Here is a 14,155-nt window from a genome sequence, read left to right on the forward strand (position 1 = left end):
TCATGCGCACCCAACGATGGACTCCACGCTCGGTCCTGCTGGTCGTCGTACTGCTGGTCGTCTCCTTCATCTACCTCTACCCGTTCCTGTGGCCGGTGTTCTCGTCGTTCAAGTCCTCCAACGAGATGTACACGGCAGGCTCCAAGCTCTGGCCCGAGCACTGGACGACCGAGAACTACGGCCGCGCCTGGACCACCGCGAACTTCAGCCGGTATCTCTTCAACTCGGTCTTCTACAGTACGGCGAGCACCGCGCTCACCGTGATGTCCGCGGCCCTCGCGGGCTACACGCTCGCCCGCTACAAGTTCCCCGGCAGCCGCCTGATCGGGATGATGATCCTCGCCTTCCTGTTCATGCCGACGGCAACGAGTGTGCTGCCGGTGTTCGAGCTGATCCAGACGATCGGTCTGCTCAACACCGTCTGGGGTGTCCTGCTCGCCCTCACCGGCGGCGTCGGTTTCAGCACGCTGCTGTTCCGCGGTTACTTCGGCGCGATCCCCCAGGAGCTGTTCGATGCGGCCGCAATCGACGGTGCCGGCTTCTTCCGCACCTTCCGGCTGATCTTCCCGCTGGCCAAGCCCATCATCGCGACAACTGCGATCCTCGGCTTCACTTCCAGCTGGCAGGAGTACTTCGTCCCGCTGATCTTCACCCTCGGCGATCCCGACCTGCGCACGGTCTCGGTCGGGCTGCGCGCCTTCACCCAGCAGTACAGCGTCGACCTGTCCGGCTTCGCCGCCGCCGTCACCCTGTCGATGGTCCCGATCGTTGCAGTCTTCCTCTTCTTCCAGCGCTACTTCATCGAGGGCCTATCCGGAGCGGTGAAGGACTGAACCGAACTTTCCCGCACAGCCTCACGTCTCACGGGTTACCAACGGGGTGACGTGAAATTCTGGGGGAATTTCGATGAGCGCGGTACTGACGCATGTCCAATTACCGGAGGAACTGCCGGCGGCACGGCGGATTCTCAAGCATCCACGACTGATGCAGAGTCATCGACTGACGCTGCTCGTCGTTCTCAGCAACGCGATCCTGCTCGGGATCGGCCTCGGGAACCACTGGTGGGGCTCGGTCGTTAATGTCGCATTGATTGCCCAGATCAACTTCGCACTGGGCATTCTGATCCGCCAGCAGTTCTTCGTGAATGCGTTGTGCAAGCTGGTGATGCGGGCACCGAAGTCGTGGCCGCTCAAGCTGCGCTGGACGCTTGCCAAGGGCTACCATCTCGGCGGGTTGCACGTTGGCGGCGCGATCTGCGGGACCCTGTGGTTCTGGGCGCTAACCGTGGTGGCGATCGGCCAGGTCGACGCTGCCCTGCAGCTGACGTACTGCCTGCAATCGCTGCTCCTGCTCGGGATCGTGATGACATCGCGGCCGAAGTTCCGTGCCGAGCATCACGACCTCTTCGAGCGCATGCACCGGTTCGGCGGATGGACACTATCTGGGCTGTTCTGGATCAGCGCGGTCCAGCTCGGCAGTGCCTCGACGATCATCGTGCTGACCATCACCACGGCCAGCTCGCTGCTCCCGTGGACGATGTTGCGGCGGATCCCGGTCGACGTGATCCGGCCGTCGTCACACGTCGCACTGGTGAGCAGCAACCGCTTTCGGCCGATGGCAGGTTCGACGCGGGCGATCGCCCGGCACCCGCTGCAGCAGTGGCACAGCTTCGCGGTGATCCCGACGCCCGGCGCGCCGGGGTTCCGGATGGCGATCTCGCGAGCCGGTGACTGGACCAGCGACTTCATCGACAACCCACCGTCGCACATCTGGGTGCGCGGGATCTCGACCGCTGGAATGGCCAACTACGGCAGCGTCTTCAACCGAGTCGTGTACGTCGTGACCGGTAGCGGGATCGGTCCAGTTCTGGCCCACATCCTCGCCAACCGGGTGCCGATGCAGCTCGTCTGGGTCACCCGCAACCCGGTGAAGACCTACGGGCAGTCGCTGGTCGACGAGATCCTCGCCGCCCAGCCCGACGCGATCATCTGGGACACCGATGCCAACGGCAAACCCGACATGGTGAAGCTGGCCTACTCGGCGTACGAATCCTCGAACGCCGAGGCCGTCATCTGCGTGTCGAACCGGAAGGTGACCTGGTCGGTGGTGCACGGGATGGAGCGGCTCGGAATCCCAGCCCTGGGACCGATCTGGGACTCCTGACATCACTTGAGACCGGAGTGCGCGAGCCCTTCCACGAACTGACGCTGGGCGAGGACGAAGACGACCAGCATCGGCAGCACGGTCATCGTCGCGGCGGCGAGCTGGGTGTTCCACATCTGGCCGCCGTAGGCGTCGGTGAACCGGGTGAGCGCCTGCGGCAGCGTGAACAGCTCCGGCGAGGTGATGTACACGGTCGGCTCGAGGTACAGGTTCCAGGAGGCGAGGAAGGTCAGGATCGCGACCGCGGACAGCGCCGGCTTGGCCAGCGGCAGGCAGATCCGGAGCCAGATCCCGGGCCGGCCGAGTCCGTCCAGCCGGGCCGCCTCCTCGAGCTCCACCGGGAGCGCGATGAAGAACTGCCGCATGATGAACGTCGCCAGCACACACGGCGCCGCCAGCGCGGTGACCAGGATCAGCGGCCAGTGCGTGTTGATCATCCCGGCCCGTTTGAACAGCTGGAACAACGGCACGATCGTCACCTCACTCGGCACCAGCAGCCCAGTCAGTACGACGAGGAACAACGCGTTCGCCCCGGGAAACCGGATCCGCGCGAACGCGTACCCACCCAGCGCCGACACCACCAGCGTGATCAGCGTGACCAGTACGGCGATATAGACGCTGTTCACGTATTGCCGAGCAAACGGCTGGAAGCTGAACGCTTCGCCGTACGCCGCCAGTGTCGGATTCTTGGTCCACGGCGACAGCGCGAAGATCTCCGGCAACGGTTTGACCGACGCGGCAACCATCCAGACCGTCGGCACCACGAACGGGATCGCCAGCACGGCCAGCGCCAGCACGAGTAGTACGCGCCTACTCCTCATAGAACACCCATTTCCGGCGCAGCTGCCATTGCAGCAAGGTCAGCACCATCACGAAGCTCAACAGCATCAGCGCCAGCGTCGAGCCGTACCCGATGTCGTTGAACTTGAAGGCCTGCTGGAACACGTAGTACACGAGCACGGTCGTCGACAGCTCCGGCCCACCTGCCGTCAGTACGGCGATCTGCGCGAACGACTGCAGTGCGCCGACGATCGTCACGATCACCGTCAGCAGAATCGTCGGCGAGATCAGCGGCAACGTGATCCGGCTGAACACCGATCGGTTGCTCGCACCATCGATCCGCGCCGCCTCGTACAACTCCCCCGGCACCCCCTGCAGCGCGGCCAGGAACAGCACCATGTTCACCCCGACACTGCGCACCACCTGGGTGAAGATCACCGAGATCATCGCGGTGTCGCCGTGCTGCAACCAGTTCGGACCGCCGCCGAACAGACCGTTGATCGCGCCGTTGTCCTGCAGCAGGAATCCCCAGACCAGCGTCCACGCGACCACCGACACGACGACGGGCGAGAAGAACAACGTCCGGAAGAACGTCACCCCACGGAACTTCCGGTTCAGCAGTACGGCGATCAACAACCCCAGCGCGATGTTGAGTACGACGACTCCACCGGAGAACAGGGTGGTTGCCAGCAGCACCTTCGGCAACTGCGGATCATCCGCCAGCGCCGCATAGTTTGCGGCACCGACGAACGTCTGCTGACCGGTGAACACATTCCAGTCGTTCAGGCTGTACCAGATCGCCATCCCGACCGGCAGCAGCACGAACAACGCGACCCCGGCCAACTGCGGAAGGATGAACACATACCCGGTCAGGACATCGCGGCGCCGGATGGTCCAGTACGACATCACTTGTCCAGGACGGGTTGGATCGCCGTACAAACCGACTTCAGTACGGCGGGGATGTCGGCGTCCGGTGTCCACAGCGCGTCCAGCGCGGTCTTGCCCTTCTGGGCGATCTCGGCCGGGTTGGTGTGGTTCGGCAGCGTGACGGCGTTCGGCAGTTGGTCGACGACCGCAGCCTGCAGTTGGGCGGCATTGAGCACCTTGTTGTTCGCGGCAAGTTGTGGGCCGGTCAGCAGCGACTTGCGTGGCGGCGGGAAGAACTGCGCCAGCTTCGCGGCATTCTCCGGATTCGACAGGTAGGCCAGGAAGTCGACGGCCTGGTCGCGTTGCTTGCTGGAGGCAAGCACACCAACACCGGCCTGCCCGATCACGGCGTACCTGCCCTTCGGTCCGGCCGGCAGCGGGTGCAGAGCGAACTTGAACGACCCGGTCAGCAGCGAGGCGCGGGACACCTGCGCGACGGTGAAGGCTGCGTCTCCAGCGAAGAAGTCGGCCGTCACGCCAGGCCCCGGCATCGCCTTGGTCTTGAAGGCGGCGTCGTGCAGGAACGTGAACGCCTGCTGCATCTCCGGGCTCGCGAACGTGCAGGTCTTGCCGTCCGCGCTCCACGCCGACGCTCCCCACCCGGTCCAGACCGTGGCCAGCGTATTCCAGGCTTTGTAGTCGAAGTCGCGGACGACGAAGCCGGCCTTCCCGGTCTTGGCGTGGACCGCGGCACCGGCGGCTGCGACCTGGTCCCAGGTCAGTTTGGCCGGGTCGATCTTCTGCCCGGCCTTCGCCAGCAGGTCGGTGTTCACATACAGCGCGAACGGCGAGTTCGAGAACGGATACGCGTAGAGCGTGCCGTCTTTGCTGAACTCCTTGGCCGCGCTGTCCACCAGGTCGTCGTACTTCCAGCCCGCGGTCGCCTTCAGCGGATCGGTCAGCCCGACCAGCGCGTCGGCGGCGATCAGGTCTTGCGAGATGTCGCCCATCCAGGCCAGGTCGGGTGCGTTGCCACCGGCGATCTGAGTCGTCAGCGTCGTGTTGTAGTCGGCGAACGGGAGGCTCTCGAACGTGATCGAGCTGACCTTCGGGTGCTCGGCCCGGTACGCGTCGGCGATCGAGTTGAGCAGCTTCAGCTGAGCCTCGTTCGAGGTCCAGACCGTCATCCGCAGTTTCGCGTCGGCCGCCTTGTTCGCCGTCTCGGCCGCGGGTGCTCCGCAACCTGCGAGGGCGAGAGTCGCCACCAAGGCGACCAACTTTCGTGCAGTGGTCATGAAGGCTCCTTCGAGTCTAGTAACCGGCGACTTCCGGCCAGTGGAGTTCGACTCCGGCCTCGGTCAGCCGGCGCTGGAGCTGCTCGATCTGGGCCGGGTCGGCCGCGAGCTGCTGCGGACTGATCCCGTGGTCGAGGCAGAACGCGGCGAGTTCCCCGGTGGACTCGCCGATGTTCCACTCGACCGGGTGCAGCCGGTAAGCACCGTTGGTGATATGCGTCGTACCGATGTTCTTTGCTGCAGGCAACAGGTTCTGGGTCGCGACCGGGACCAGCGCACCGAGCGGGATCTCGAACGGCGCACAGTCGACGTCGATGTAGTTGTCGCCACCGGTGGACGGGTGCAGGTCGATCCGGTACATCCCGACCCCGACCGACCCCTCGAACCGCGCCGGACCATCGTACCCGCGGACCTTGATCGATACATCCTGTTCGCGAACCGTGCTGATCGCCTTGATCCGCCGGGATTCTCGGATGTACGGCGCCTGCGCGAACCCGTCATCCGTCCCGACCACATCTGGCCGCAACCGGAGTCCGGACCAGCCACGGCCGCCATCCGGACGCGGCGCCTCGGTCTGCAACCAATAGACGTAGGCCCGCGACTGCGCCTTGGCGGCGGCCAGGTGCACCGCACGGTCCTCGAAGTCGATGATCGAGCCGCCGACATAGTCGAGCTGCGGCCAGTTCGCCAGCACGATGTCACTGTCGTAGAACCCGTCCGCGAACGTACTCCGAGCCGCGATCCGCCGGAACAGCCACAGATCCCGGTCGCCCGGATCGAACCGCGGATCCCCGGTCACATCGCGCTCCGGGTTGACGTTCATGGTCCGGTCCTCTGGGACCAGGGTGCGCGGGTTCGGCGCGGTGAACGACAGCATCGGTGCGCCCCAGTACGGCAGCTCGAACGAACGCCAGTAGTCGTAGTCAACCGGCCGCTCGATCGTCTGGTCGCCGGCCACGTGATCGAAGGCGAAACACCACGCGATCGACTGCACGTTGCCCGGATCGGCGACCTCGGCGGCACTCGGCTCACCAGTGTCCGCGCGACTCTCGGCTCCGACGACGAACGCCGTACCGGTCATCGGCAGCAAGTCGCCGGTCTCGGTCCCGTCCACGAAGAACTCGGCCGCAAGCTCGGTCTCGGCCCCGGTCCGCAGGTCGGCGACCGTGACGACACGGACCGACGTACCGCTCATCTCGGCGGAGACCGGAACCACTGGCTGCAGGACGGTCAAGCGGCCGGTCGATCGGTACGGCGCCAGTTGCGCAGTGATCACGGCGTTCGCGACCCGCGGTTCGTGGCAGAGCTTGCTGACCCGGCCGCGGCCCGGATTGAGCTCGCGGTCGATCCGGGCGGACGCGGACAGCGGGTAGTGGTCGCGGTAGTACTTGCGGATGTCGTCGCGCAGGGCGCGGTAGCGGGCGGTGATGCCGAACTGCTCGACCCAGATGTGCTCATCGGGCGGCACGGCCTGCGAGGTCAACTGACCACCGAGCCACGCGTACTCCTCGGTCAGCACCACGCGCCGACCACGCTGCAGCAACGCGAGCGCAGCAGCGACCGCCCCGAGACCGCCGCCGACAATCGCCACGTCGGTAGTGATCCGCCGCGTCACGCCTGGGCCTTCCGCGGGACGATCGTCTCGCTGGATCGCACCTCGGCCACCAGCAGTCGCCGGATCTCCAGCGTGTGCCACTCACTCGGATCCGTCGCGATGAGCAGCTGCAAGAGGTCGAGCGCCTCGGCGGCAAGTCGTTCCCTAGGCACGTGGAACCCGGCCAGCGCGCGTCCCTCGACGCGATGCCCGCGCACCTCGGCCAAAGCTGCCACCGAGATCTCATCCGGTACGCCGATGCCGGCCGCGGTCAGCGAGTGCACGACATCCTCGGTCAGGAAGGCATCCTCGCCCAGGATCACCGTCGCGCCAGTCGCCTGAGCCAGTCGCGGCAGCTCGGGGATGCGCTCCTCACCAACCAGCAGGAACGACAACCGCCCTTCCGCGGACGCCGCCTCCACCGCGAGCCGGCGGTCGCGCGCGGTCGGCGTATCGGTACCGCGGTGCACGTACAGCGCCTGTTGGTGGCCGTGGGCAACTGCTTGGTCCATCAGCTCGTTGGCCGGCGTGACGTAGTCGATCGCGACATACGGTACGGCGGCCGCGGTCTCGTCCCGGCGTCCGATCGCCACGAACGGGAACTGCTCGGCGACCAGCCGCTCCAACTCGGACGCGACCATCTGCTGACCGAGCAGCACGCAGCCATCAGTCAGCCGCAGGCGGGTCTTGCGGTGGAAGAGACTGCGGGTGCCGTTCTCGACCGGTGAGGACGTGAAGAACAGCAGATCCCAGCCGACCTGCTCGGCGGCGCGCTCCAACCCATTGAGCAGCGGGCCGTAGAAGTCCATGCTCTCGGGCGACAACGCGGCCTCGTACGTGAACAGGCCGATGATCTGGTTGTCCAGCCCGGCCAGCCGGCGCGCGGCCGGGTCGGCGACATAGGTGAGCTCCTCGATCGCCGCCTTCACCCGCGCCCGGGTCTCGGCCGGGATCCGCACGTTCTTGCCGTCGCGATCGTTCAGCACCACCGATACGGTGGTCTGGCTGACGCCCGCGAGCTCGGCGATCTCGCGCTGGGTCACCCGGCGAGGCTTCGATGGCATTCGCTCTCCTGATAATGCGTATCTGCAGTGGATTGCCACGACCCTAAGGCGATCCTCGCGAAAGCGCAACACCCTCTTGACAGACACGCGATCCGCTTGAGACGGTCCTCGGCAATGGCGTGCAGATACGCATTATCAGGTTGATCTGCACGCCAGCCGCCGAACCAAGGAGCTGACGATGACCTCTCCGGAACCTCGACTCTTCCGCACGAGCCGCCGCCGGTTCCTTGGTTCGGCCTTGGCCGCCGGTGTCGTGCTAGCCGCCGAAGCAACTCCGATCACCGCGTTCGCCGCGGCCGGTGACGTCACCCTGACCGCCGGCGGCATCAGCCTGCTGGCCAGTCCGGGCGGTCGACTCGCGATCCGTGACTCTGGTGGCGTCACGCGATCCGTCGGTTCCAAGTTCGAGGTCAAGACGAAGGTGGGCGACGACCCGAGCGTCACCCACACCTCCACCGGCGGTACTCCGACACTGAGCGCGTTGCCCGATGGCACACCGGCGATCCGGATGGCCTACACCTTCGATGCCGCCATCACGGTGGTCGGGTGGTTCACCGTTGCCACGAATCACGCCGTACTGGAATGGCGGATCACCGGCCCAAGCTCCCTGGTCCCGGACGGCTTTTCGTTCAGCCGGGCAATCCAGGGGACGGCCACCTCCGACTACATCGCGGTCACCGAATGGGTCCGCGATGCGCGCGGCGGTATCCCGTACGAGGAGACCGTCGGGGTCGCGCACACCTCGGCGTGGACTGATAAGTACGGCCTGTTCCTGCTCGAGAAGTCGAAGCAGGCCTTCACGAATGCCACCTGGGTCCACGCGCCCGGCGTCGCCGATCCGGCTGGCGGCTGGACCAGCCGGGCCGACTTCTTCTTCTCCGACACCAGGCCGTCGGCGACCGCCACCATCGGCCACGGTGATGAACTCGGGCTCGAACTGACCACCAACGCGAACTTCAATCTGTACGACGCTCCGGGCGCGCCGATGCAGCTGACCGCGCTGGTCGCGAACGGCGGCGCGGCGGCGAAGTCCGTCCAGCTGCAACTCGTGATGCGCGACTTCGACGGCGTACAACTCGCTTCCTCGACCGTGCCCGGGACTGTCGCCGCGGCCGGGACTTGGAAGCACACGTTCACCGTGCCCGCTCCGGCTGCCGGGATCGCGCTGGCCGAGGTCGTGGTCCGCTCCGGCGCTGACGAGGCGTTCGCGCGAACGAACCTCGCCACGCTGCCGCCGTACAGCTATCAAGCTGGAGCGAACAGCATGTTCGGGATGGCCAACTACCCGTGGCTGCTCAGGCCGAGCAGCGACGCCGTACTGGATCTGTGGCAGCGCATCGGGGTCAACCTGGTGCGGATCGCGTACGACGGCGGTCCGGGGCTGCCGCCGTCGCGGTACGACGCGCGCGGGATGCGGCACAACATCGAGCTGCAGCCATCTTTGAAGCCGGAGGCGGACGGCGTGGCGTGGGCGGCGACCAGTCTGGCGACGGCTGTTGGTGCCGGTGCTGGATATTTCGAGGTGGGCAATGAGCTGAACCGGCCGTTCACCAGCGGCGAGATGGTCCCGGAGTACCTGGACAAGGCACTGCGGCCGGTGTTCAACCGGCGGGCCGCGACCGGCGCGACGATCAAGCTGATGAACAACGGCCTGGCCGGCATGGACAAGAAGTGGGTCGAGAACTTCATCGCGGCCGGCGGCTGGGATCTCATCGACGCGTTCGCCTACCACCCCGGCCGCGGCAACTTCACTCCCGACTACGCACCGCCGCCCGGTGGAGACGCCGGCCCGAACGGTACGTACTGGAACTTCGCCGGTGGCCTGCAGCAGCTGAAGGCCCTGATGGCGCAACACGGTCAGAAGGAGATCTGGCTGACCGAGGCCTACGCACCGACCCGCCCGAACAGCTGGTGGAACGACACCTACCGGCACGCCGCCGAGAACGTCCTACTCACGCTGGCCCTCTCGAAGGCCGAAGGCATCAAGTGCGTCTGCTGGTACCAGTTCTACGACAGCGTCCTCGGGATGCCTCAGGTCGCTGACCCGCTCAACACCGAGTACCACTTCGGCCTGCTGAACCGCGACCTCAGCCCGAAGCCGTCGCTGCTCGCCTACGCCACCGCCGCCCGAACCCTCGACCAAGCCACCTTCCGCGGCCGCCTCACCTTCGCCGACCCGAAGACCTTCGGCCTCTGGTTCGACACCCCCGCTGGGCCCATCACCATCCTCTGGAACCGCGCCGACGGGTACCTCCTCAACACCACCGGCCAACGTACCGACTGGCATTTCCCCGCCCCCGAAACCTGGGTAGACCCCTGGCCCACGAAGACCGCACTAACAGTCGCCGCCACCACCGCCGTACGCCAGGTAGACGCCATCGGCCGCAGCAAGCCCCTCTCCCCCACCAACGGCCGACTAACCCTCACCCTCGACGGCGCTCCCCGCATCTACCACGGCCTCACCCCGCAAACGAAGCGAGGCGTCCACCGCCTGGCAGTCTGCTGTTAGTGAGCCAACAAAGGGGTGCGCTGCTCGTACTCGTCGGGAGTCCCTTCCCGGACGGCCGCGCACCCCGAAGTGCCGCACTCACAGGCAAACGGAAAGGGCGGCAACTCGGCCAACCCAATGTCCGCCTGCCACAACCGTCCCTGCACGCAGGCCGCTTGGTTCTCGTACTGCCGCTGCCGTCGCAACTCAGCCCCCGCCTCCAAACGCGGCGGCGTACCAAGCACATCCTCGACAGCACGAACGATCTCCGGCCAGTCAGGCTCGGCCGGCACCTCGACAAGCGTCCGCCCGTGCTCACGAGCCTCCTGCCGCACCCGCTCAGCCAGTACGGCGTCTCGCGCCAGCAAACCTTCGAGTCGAGCACGCCCGTCAGGATCCGGCGTTCGCTCCAACCGCTGCTGGCGAGCGCGCCGCGTCTGTTCCCCATCCGGTACCAGCCAAACCGCCGCCGGCACCTCATCCGCCATCGACGGGAAGAGCTGCGGCCCCTCAACCAGCGCAGGCACCGCACCCAACGCCCGTCCGCGCACGTCCTCAACCACCAACCCCACCCGCAGCCGAGCCACCCGCACAAAGGCCTCGGCCGCGTACGCCGCCCCCTCCGCCAACTGATCCGCCAAGGACGGCAGCGGCGGCATCCGATCGAGATGCGCATAAGTCCACAGATCGATCGGATGCAACGGCAGATCCATCCGCCGCGCGAGCTCCCGCGCAATCGTCGACTTCCCCGCCCCCGGCGCCCCACCGATCCAAACCATCGCGGGCCAGCTCATCCACCCATCCTCCCACTCGGCCGGCTAGTCGAGAGCTCCCACCACAAGCCGGTACGACGTTGGGCACGGGTCAACCGTGTGCGCGGGTCGGAGGTGGTTGAGGGGTGCTCAATGTGCGGTCGTCGGGGCGACCTTGAGCACGGTTCGACCGTTTCAGTCGGGTCCGGATGGTTGGTGGAGTCTCAAGGTGATTACCGGCCCGCGTTCTCGGGTCGTCGGGGGTGTCTGACGCGTTAGTCGGAACGAAATCAGCGCCTGGACCCCTAGGAAATCTTCCGACTAACGCAAGACCTCGAGCATCACGCACCTCAGCCACAGCCCGTCAGCCCCAGACGACGTGGAGCCGCGGTCGTCGGCCTCGCCAACCAGCCCAGCCACCCGCGCGGCGCACCCTCTGTTTTCTGTCGGCCGCCGTTGGCGGTCGAGTCGGGGCACAGGCCCGAAAGAACTCGGCCGGGGACGTCCGCTCTGGCTGATCGCCACTCCCGGCCGACTAAAAAGACAGCGTGGCCGGGCGCCACGGTGGCTGAGGTGGATGGTGCGGTCGGTGACCGCGGCTCCACGTCGCCTGGGGTTACCGGGCTGTGGTTGCCGTGCGGGAAAGAGACCGGCGCGCCCGTGCCCGCTGCCACCCGAGCAGGCCACATCACTCGCCACCGGCTAACGCAAAGACTCGAGCATCACGCGCCTCAGCCACAGCCCGTCAGCCCCAGACAACGTGGAACCGCGGTCGCCGGGCCTCGACACCTCGCCAACCAGCCCAGCCACCCGCTTGGCCAGCCCTCTTGCTTTGTCGGCCGCCTTTTGGCGGTCGAGTCGCGGTACAGGCCCGAAAGAACTCGGCCGGATACGTCCGCTCTGGCTGATCGCCACTCCCGGCCGACTAAAAAGACAGCGTGGCCGGGCGCCACGGTGGCTGGGGTAGATGGTGCGGTCGGTGACCGCGGCTCCACACCGCCTGGGGCTGACGGGCTGTAGTTGCCGTGCGGGAAAGAGACCGGCGCGCCCGTTCCCGCTCCCACCCGAGCAGGCCACATCACTCGCCACCGGCCAACAGCTGGCCGGGCTCCTCACCGCACGCGCGTACTACCGATCGCGCGTTAGCAGGTACTTTCTCGCCTGGACTCGAAGAATTTCCGACTAACGCAAGACCTCGAGCATCACGCACCCCAGCCACAGCCCGTCAGCCCCAGACGACGCGCAGCCGCGGTCGCCGGGCCTCGCCAACCAGCCCAGCCACCCACGCGCGCACCCTCTGGTTTCTGTCGGCCGCCGTTGGCGGTCGAGTCGAGGTACAGGCGCGAAAGGACTCGGCCGGGGACGTCCGCTCTGGCTGATCACCGCTCCCGGCCGACCAAAAAGACAGGGTGGCTGGGCGCCGCGGTGGCTGAGGTGGGTGGCGAGGTTGTCGACCGTGGCTCCAGGTCGCTTGGGGTTACCGGGCTGTGGTTGCGGTGCGGGAGGAGGCACTGGTCGCTACTCGCGAAGCCCTCCGGACCCGGCTGCCTGCCGCAGCTAGACCACCCCGCGCCTCACCAAACCGCGCCGCGCCTCACCAAACCACCCACCGCCTCGCCAACCACGCCGCGCCTCACCCCCCCACCTCGCTACCCCTGCGCCTCGCCAAAGCGCGCCGCGCCTCGCGACCCCCGCGCCTCGCCAAAGCGCGCCGCGCCTCGCTACCCCCGCGCCTCGTCGTGTGTGCAGCGTCGTGATGCGTTGGCCGGTACTTTTTTCGCGAATAGCGCCCCAAAATTACCGACCGACGTAGCCTCCGTCGTTTGACGTCCGATGGATCCGGAGGCCGTGCCTGCGGGTTCTTCGGAGGTTGTGGCAGCTAGGTTCCGGGATGCCGCGCAGGCGAGCCCTGACTGGCCGGCCTGGGGGCTGCTCCTCTAGCCCTGGCTTCCGGGGACGACGCGGTGGGTGCCGGTCGGGTCGACGTGGAAGACGAAGCCGTGGGGTGTGGTCCATTCGAGGGTGGTGGGGTTGATGCGGCGGACGTTCCAGCCGCGGGCGTGGGTTTTCACTCGGTGGGCGTAGCGGCCGAGTGGGGCGAGGTTTTGTGTGTTCGTCTGGCCTGGTGGGCCGAGTGGGTTGTAGGGCTCGAGGTGGTCCAGGTCGATGCTGTGGTTGGTTTCGCGGGTGCCGTAGGGGAACAGTTCGACCGGGTGGGTGAGTTTGACGCGTTCTCGGATGCGTTCGGAGGCTTCGTAGCAGTTGACTGAGACTGCGTGGTTGAGGTCGATGACGGGCTTGACGGTGTAGGGGCTGTATCCGATCAGCTCGCTCAGCTGGGTTGCCAGTAGGGGGCCGATTTCTTCGGCGCGCAGCACGCCGTCGCCGGATGCGAGTGTGTGGTCGGTGAGGTGGACGTAGATCTCGGTCTTCCCGGGGCGTGTGGGAGTGCCTGGGCGCGTGGGGGTGTCTGGGGTCTGGATGGAGGCTAGTCGGGCGTAGGCGTCGTGTTTGATCTGCGCGAGCCGGCTGGCGAGCGCGCGTTGTGCTGCTGCGTCCATGGGCTCGCCGTGGTCGGGGTCGTGGGCTGTGCCTGCGGGGAAGGGTTCCGCGAGGTGGCCGGGTCGGCGGTCTGTGTGGTCGAGCGGATCGGGTTGGTCGCTGTTGCTCGGGTGTGGTGCGTCTCGATCTGCTTCGTCGTCCGGGCCAGGCTCATCCGGTACAGGCTCGTCATCACCCACCCATCCATCGCCCCCGGGAGCGTCCGGCGTCGCGGCGCTTTGAGTGCGGGCGTTGGGCGTGGACGTGGGCGTCGCTGCAGCACGGGAGGCACCGGTGTGCGCGGTCGCCGTGTTCGCGGTGGGTGCAGCCGTGTTCGGGACCGGTGGTTCCGGAGCGGAGGTGTCGGCGGTGGAGTCGCCGGGATCGGGCGTGGCGTCGTGTGATGCCGGGGGCTGCGGGGTTGAGGTGTCCGAGGCAGACGCAGCCGGTGGTGGGGCGGGGGCTGCGGCAACCGGCGCAGCAACGGGCGCGGTAGCGGGCGCGTCGGTGGGTGCGGGCGGGGCGGGTGGATGCGGTGCCGGGGAGGGGGTGGGGTGGTGGTGGGCTTGGGTGAGGAGTTCTTGGGCGAAGATCGGGTCGGCGATGATGCC

The 14,155-nt window shown here is 66.9% G+C and carries 9 protein-coding genes and 1 pseudogene; 3 read left to right on the top strand and 7 right to left on the bottom strand.

The genetic code is table 11. The annotated features are described in order from the left end of the window. Window positions 1-2: 2 nt before the first annotated feature. Both ABD231_RS10355 and ABD231_RS10360 read left to right on the top strand, forming a co-directional pair. Window positions 3-833 (top strand): carbohydrate ABC transporter permease, encoded by an 831-nt coding sequence (locus ABD231_RS10355; RefSeq protein WP_344148774.1) that lies wholly within the window; start codon window positions 3-5, stop codon window positions 831-833. Between the two features lie 73 nt (window positions 834-906). Beyond that, a complete protein-coding gene (locus ABD231_RS10360) occupies window positions 907-2,163 on the top strand; it encodes a ferredoxin reductase domain-containing protein (RefSeq protein WP_344148776.1) in 1,257 nt (418 codons plus the stop codon). 2 nt (window positions 2,164-2,165) lie between these two features. On the opposite strand, the gene ABD231_RS10365 is transcribed toward ABD231_RS10360, so the two are convergent. From ABD231_RS10365 to ABD231_RS10385, 5 genes are read right to left on the bottom strand one after another with little or no spacing between them, the layout of a single operon-like run. Further along, entirely contained in the window at window positions 2,166-2,984 is an 819-nt protein-coding gene (locus ABD231_RS10365; protein ID WP_344148779.1) for a carbohydrate ABC transporter permease, read from the bottom strand. Further along, window positions 2,974-3,849 (bottom strand): carbohydrate ABC transporter permease, encoded by an 876-nt coding sequence (locus ABD231_RS10370; protein ID WP_344148782.1) that lies wholly within the window; start codon window positions 3,847-3,849, stop codon window positions 2,974-2,976. The genes ABD231_RS10365 and ABD231_RS10370 overlap by 11 nt, the downstream gene beginning before the upstream one ends. Next, a complete protein-coding gene (locus ABD231_RS10375) occupies window positions 3,849-5,105 on the bottom strand; it encodes an ABC transporter substrate-binding protein (RefSeq protein WP_344148785.1) in 1,257 nt (418 codons plus the stop codon). The genes ABD231_RS10370 and ABD231_RS10375 overlap by 1 nt, the downstream gene beginning before the upstream one ends. Window positions 5,106-5,121: 16 nt before the next feature. Further along, on the bottom strand, window positions 5,122-6,720 hold the full coding sequence (locus ABD231_RS10380) for an FAD-dependent oxidoreductase (RefSeq protein ID WP_344148788.1): 1,599 nt from the start codon (window positions 6,718-6,720) through the stop codon (window positions 5,122-5,124). Continuing rightward, window positions 6,717-7,763, bottom strand: coding sequence for a LacI family DNA-binding transcriptional regulator (locus tag ABD231_RS10385; RefSeq protein WP_344148791.1), 1,047 nt, complete (start codon window positions 7,761-7,763; stop codon window positions 6,717-6,719). The genes ABD231_RS10380 and ABD231_RS10385 overlap by 4 nt, the downstream gene beginning before the upstream one ends. Window positions 7,764-7,941: 178 nt before the next feature. On the opposite strand from ABD231_RS10385, the gene ABD231_RS10390 reads away from it, so the two are divergent. Beyond that, window positions 7,942-10,272, top strand: coding sequence for a hypothetical protein (locus ABD231_RS10390; RefSeq protein ID WP_344148794.1), 2,331 nt, complete (start codon window positions 7,942-7,944; stop codon window positions 10,270-10,272). Here ABD231_RS10390 and ABD231_RS10395 read toward each other — a convergent pair. Continuing rightward, complete coding sequence (locus ABD231_RS10395; protein WP_344148797.1) at window positions 10,269-11,045, bottom strand: hypothetical protein; 777 nt, start codon at window positions 11,043-11,045, stop codon at window positions 10,269-10,271. The genes ABD231_RS10390 and ABD231_RS10395 overlap by 4 nt on opposite strands. A gap of 1,895 nt (window positions 11,046-12,940) precedes the next feature. Beyond that, window positions 12,941-14,155: pseudogene (locus tag ABD231_RS10400) on the bottom strand (hypothetical protein); the annotation flags it as partial.

It is taken from the genome of Kribbella yunnanensis, assembly GCF_039529655.1.
GTDB lineage: Bacteria > Actinomycetota > Actinomycetes > Propionibacteriales > Kribbellaceae > Kribbella > Kribbella yunnanensis.

What these genes read in the sequence shown, in the direction of transcription:
- ABD231_RS10355 (WP_344148774.1), top strand. Translation starts at nt 3, where the DNA reads ATGCGCACCCAACGATGGACTCCACGCTCGGTCCTGCTGGTCGTCGTA.
- ABD231_RS10360 (WP_344148776.1), top strand. Translation starts at nt 907, where the DNA reads ATGAGCGCGGTACTGACGCATGTCCAATTACCGGAGGAACTGCCGGCG.
- ABD231_RS10365 (WP_344148779.1), bottom strand. Translation starts at nt 2,984, where the DNA reads ATGAGGAGTAGGCGCGTACTACTCGTGCTGGCGCTGGCCGTGCTGGCG.
- ABD231_RS10370 (WP_344148782.1), bottom strand. Translation starts at nt 3,849, where the DNA reads ATGTCGTACTGGACCATCCGGCGCCGCGATGTCCTGACCGGGTATGTG.
- ABD231_RS10375 (WP_344148785.1), bottom strand. Translation starts at nt 5,105, where the DNA reads ATGACCACTGCACGAAAGTTGGTCGCCTTGGTGGCGACTCTCGCCCTC.
- ABD231_RS10385 (WP_344148791.1), bottom strand. Translation starts at nt 7,763, where the DNA reads ATGCCATCGAAGCCTCGCCGGGTGACCCAGCGCGAGATCGCCGAGCTC.
- ABD231_RS10390 (WP_344148794.1), top strand. Translation starts at nt 7,942, where the DNA reads ATGACCTCTCCGGAACCTCGACTCTTCCGCACGAGCCGCCGCCGGTTC.
- ABD231_RS10395 (WP_344148797.1), bottom strand. Translation starts at nt 11,045, where the DNA reads ATGAGCTGGCCCGCGATGGTTTGGATCGGTGGGGCGCCGGGGGCGGGG.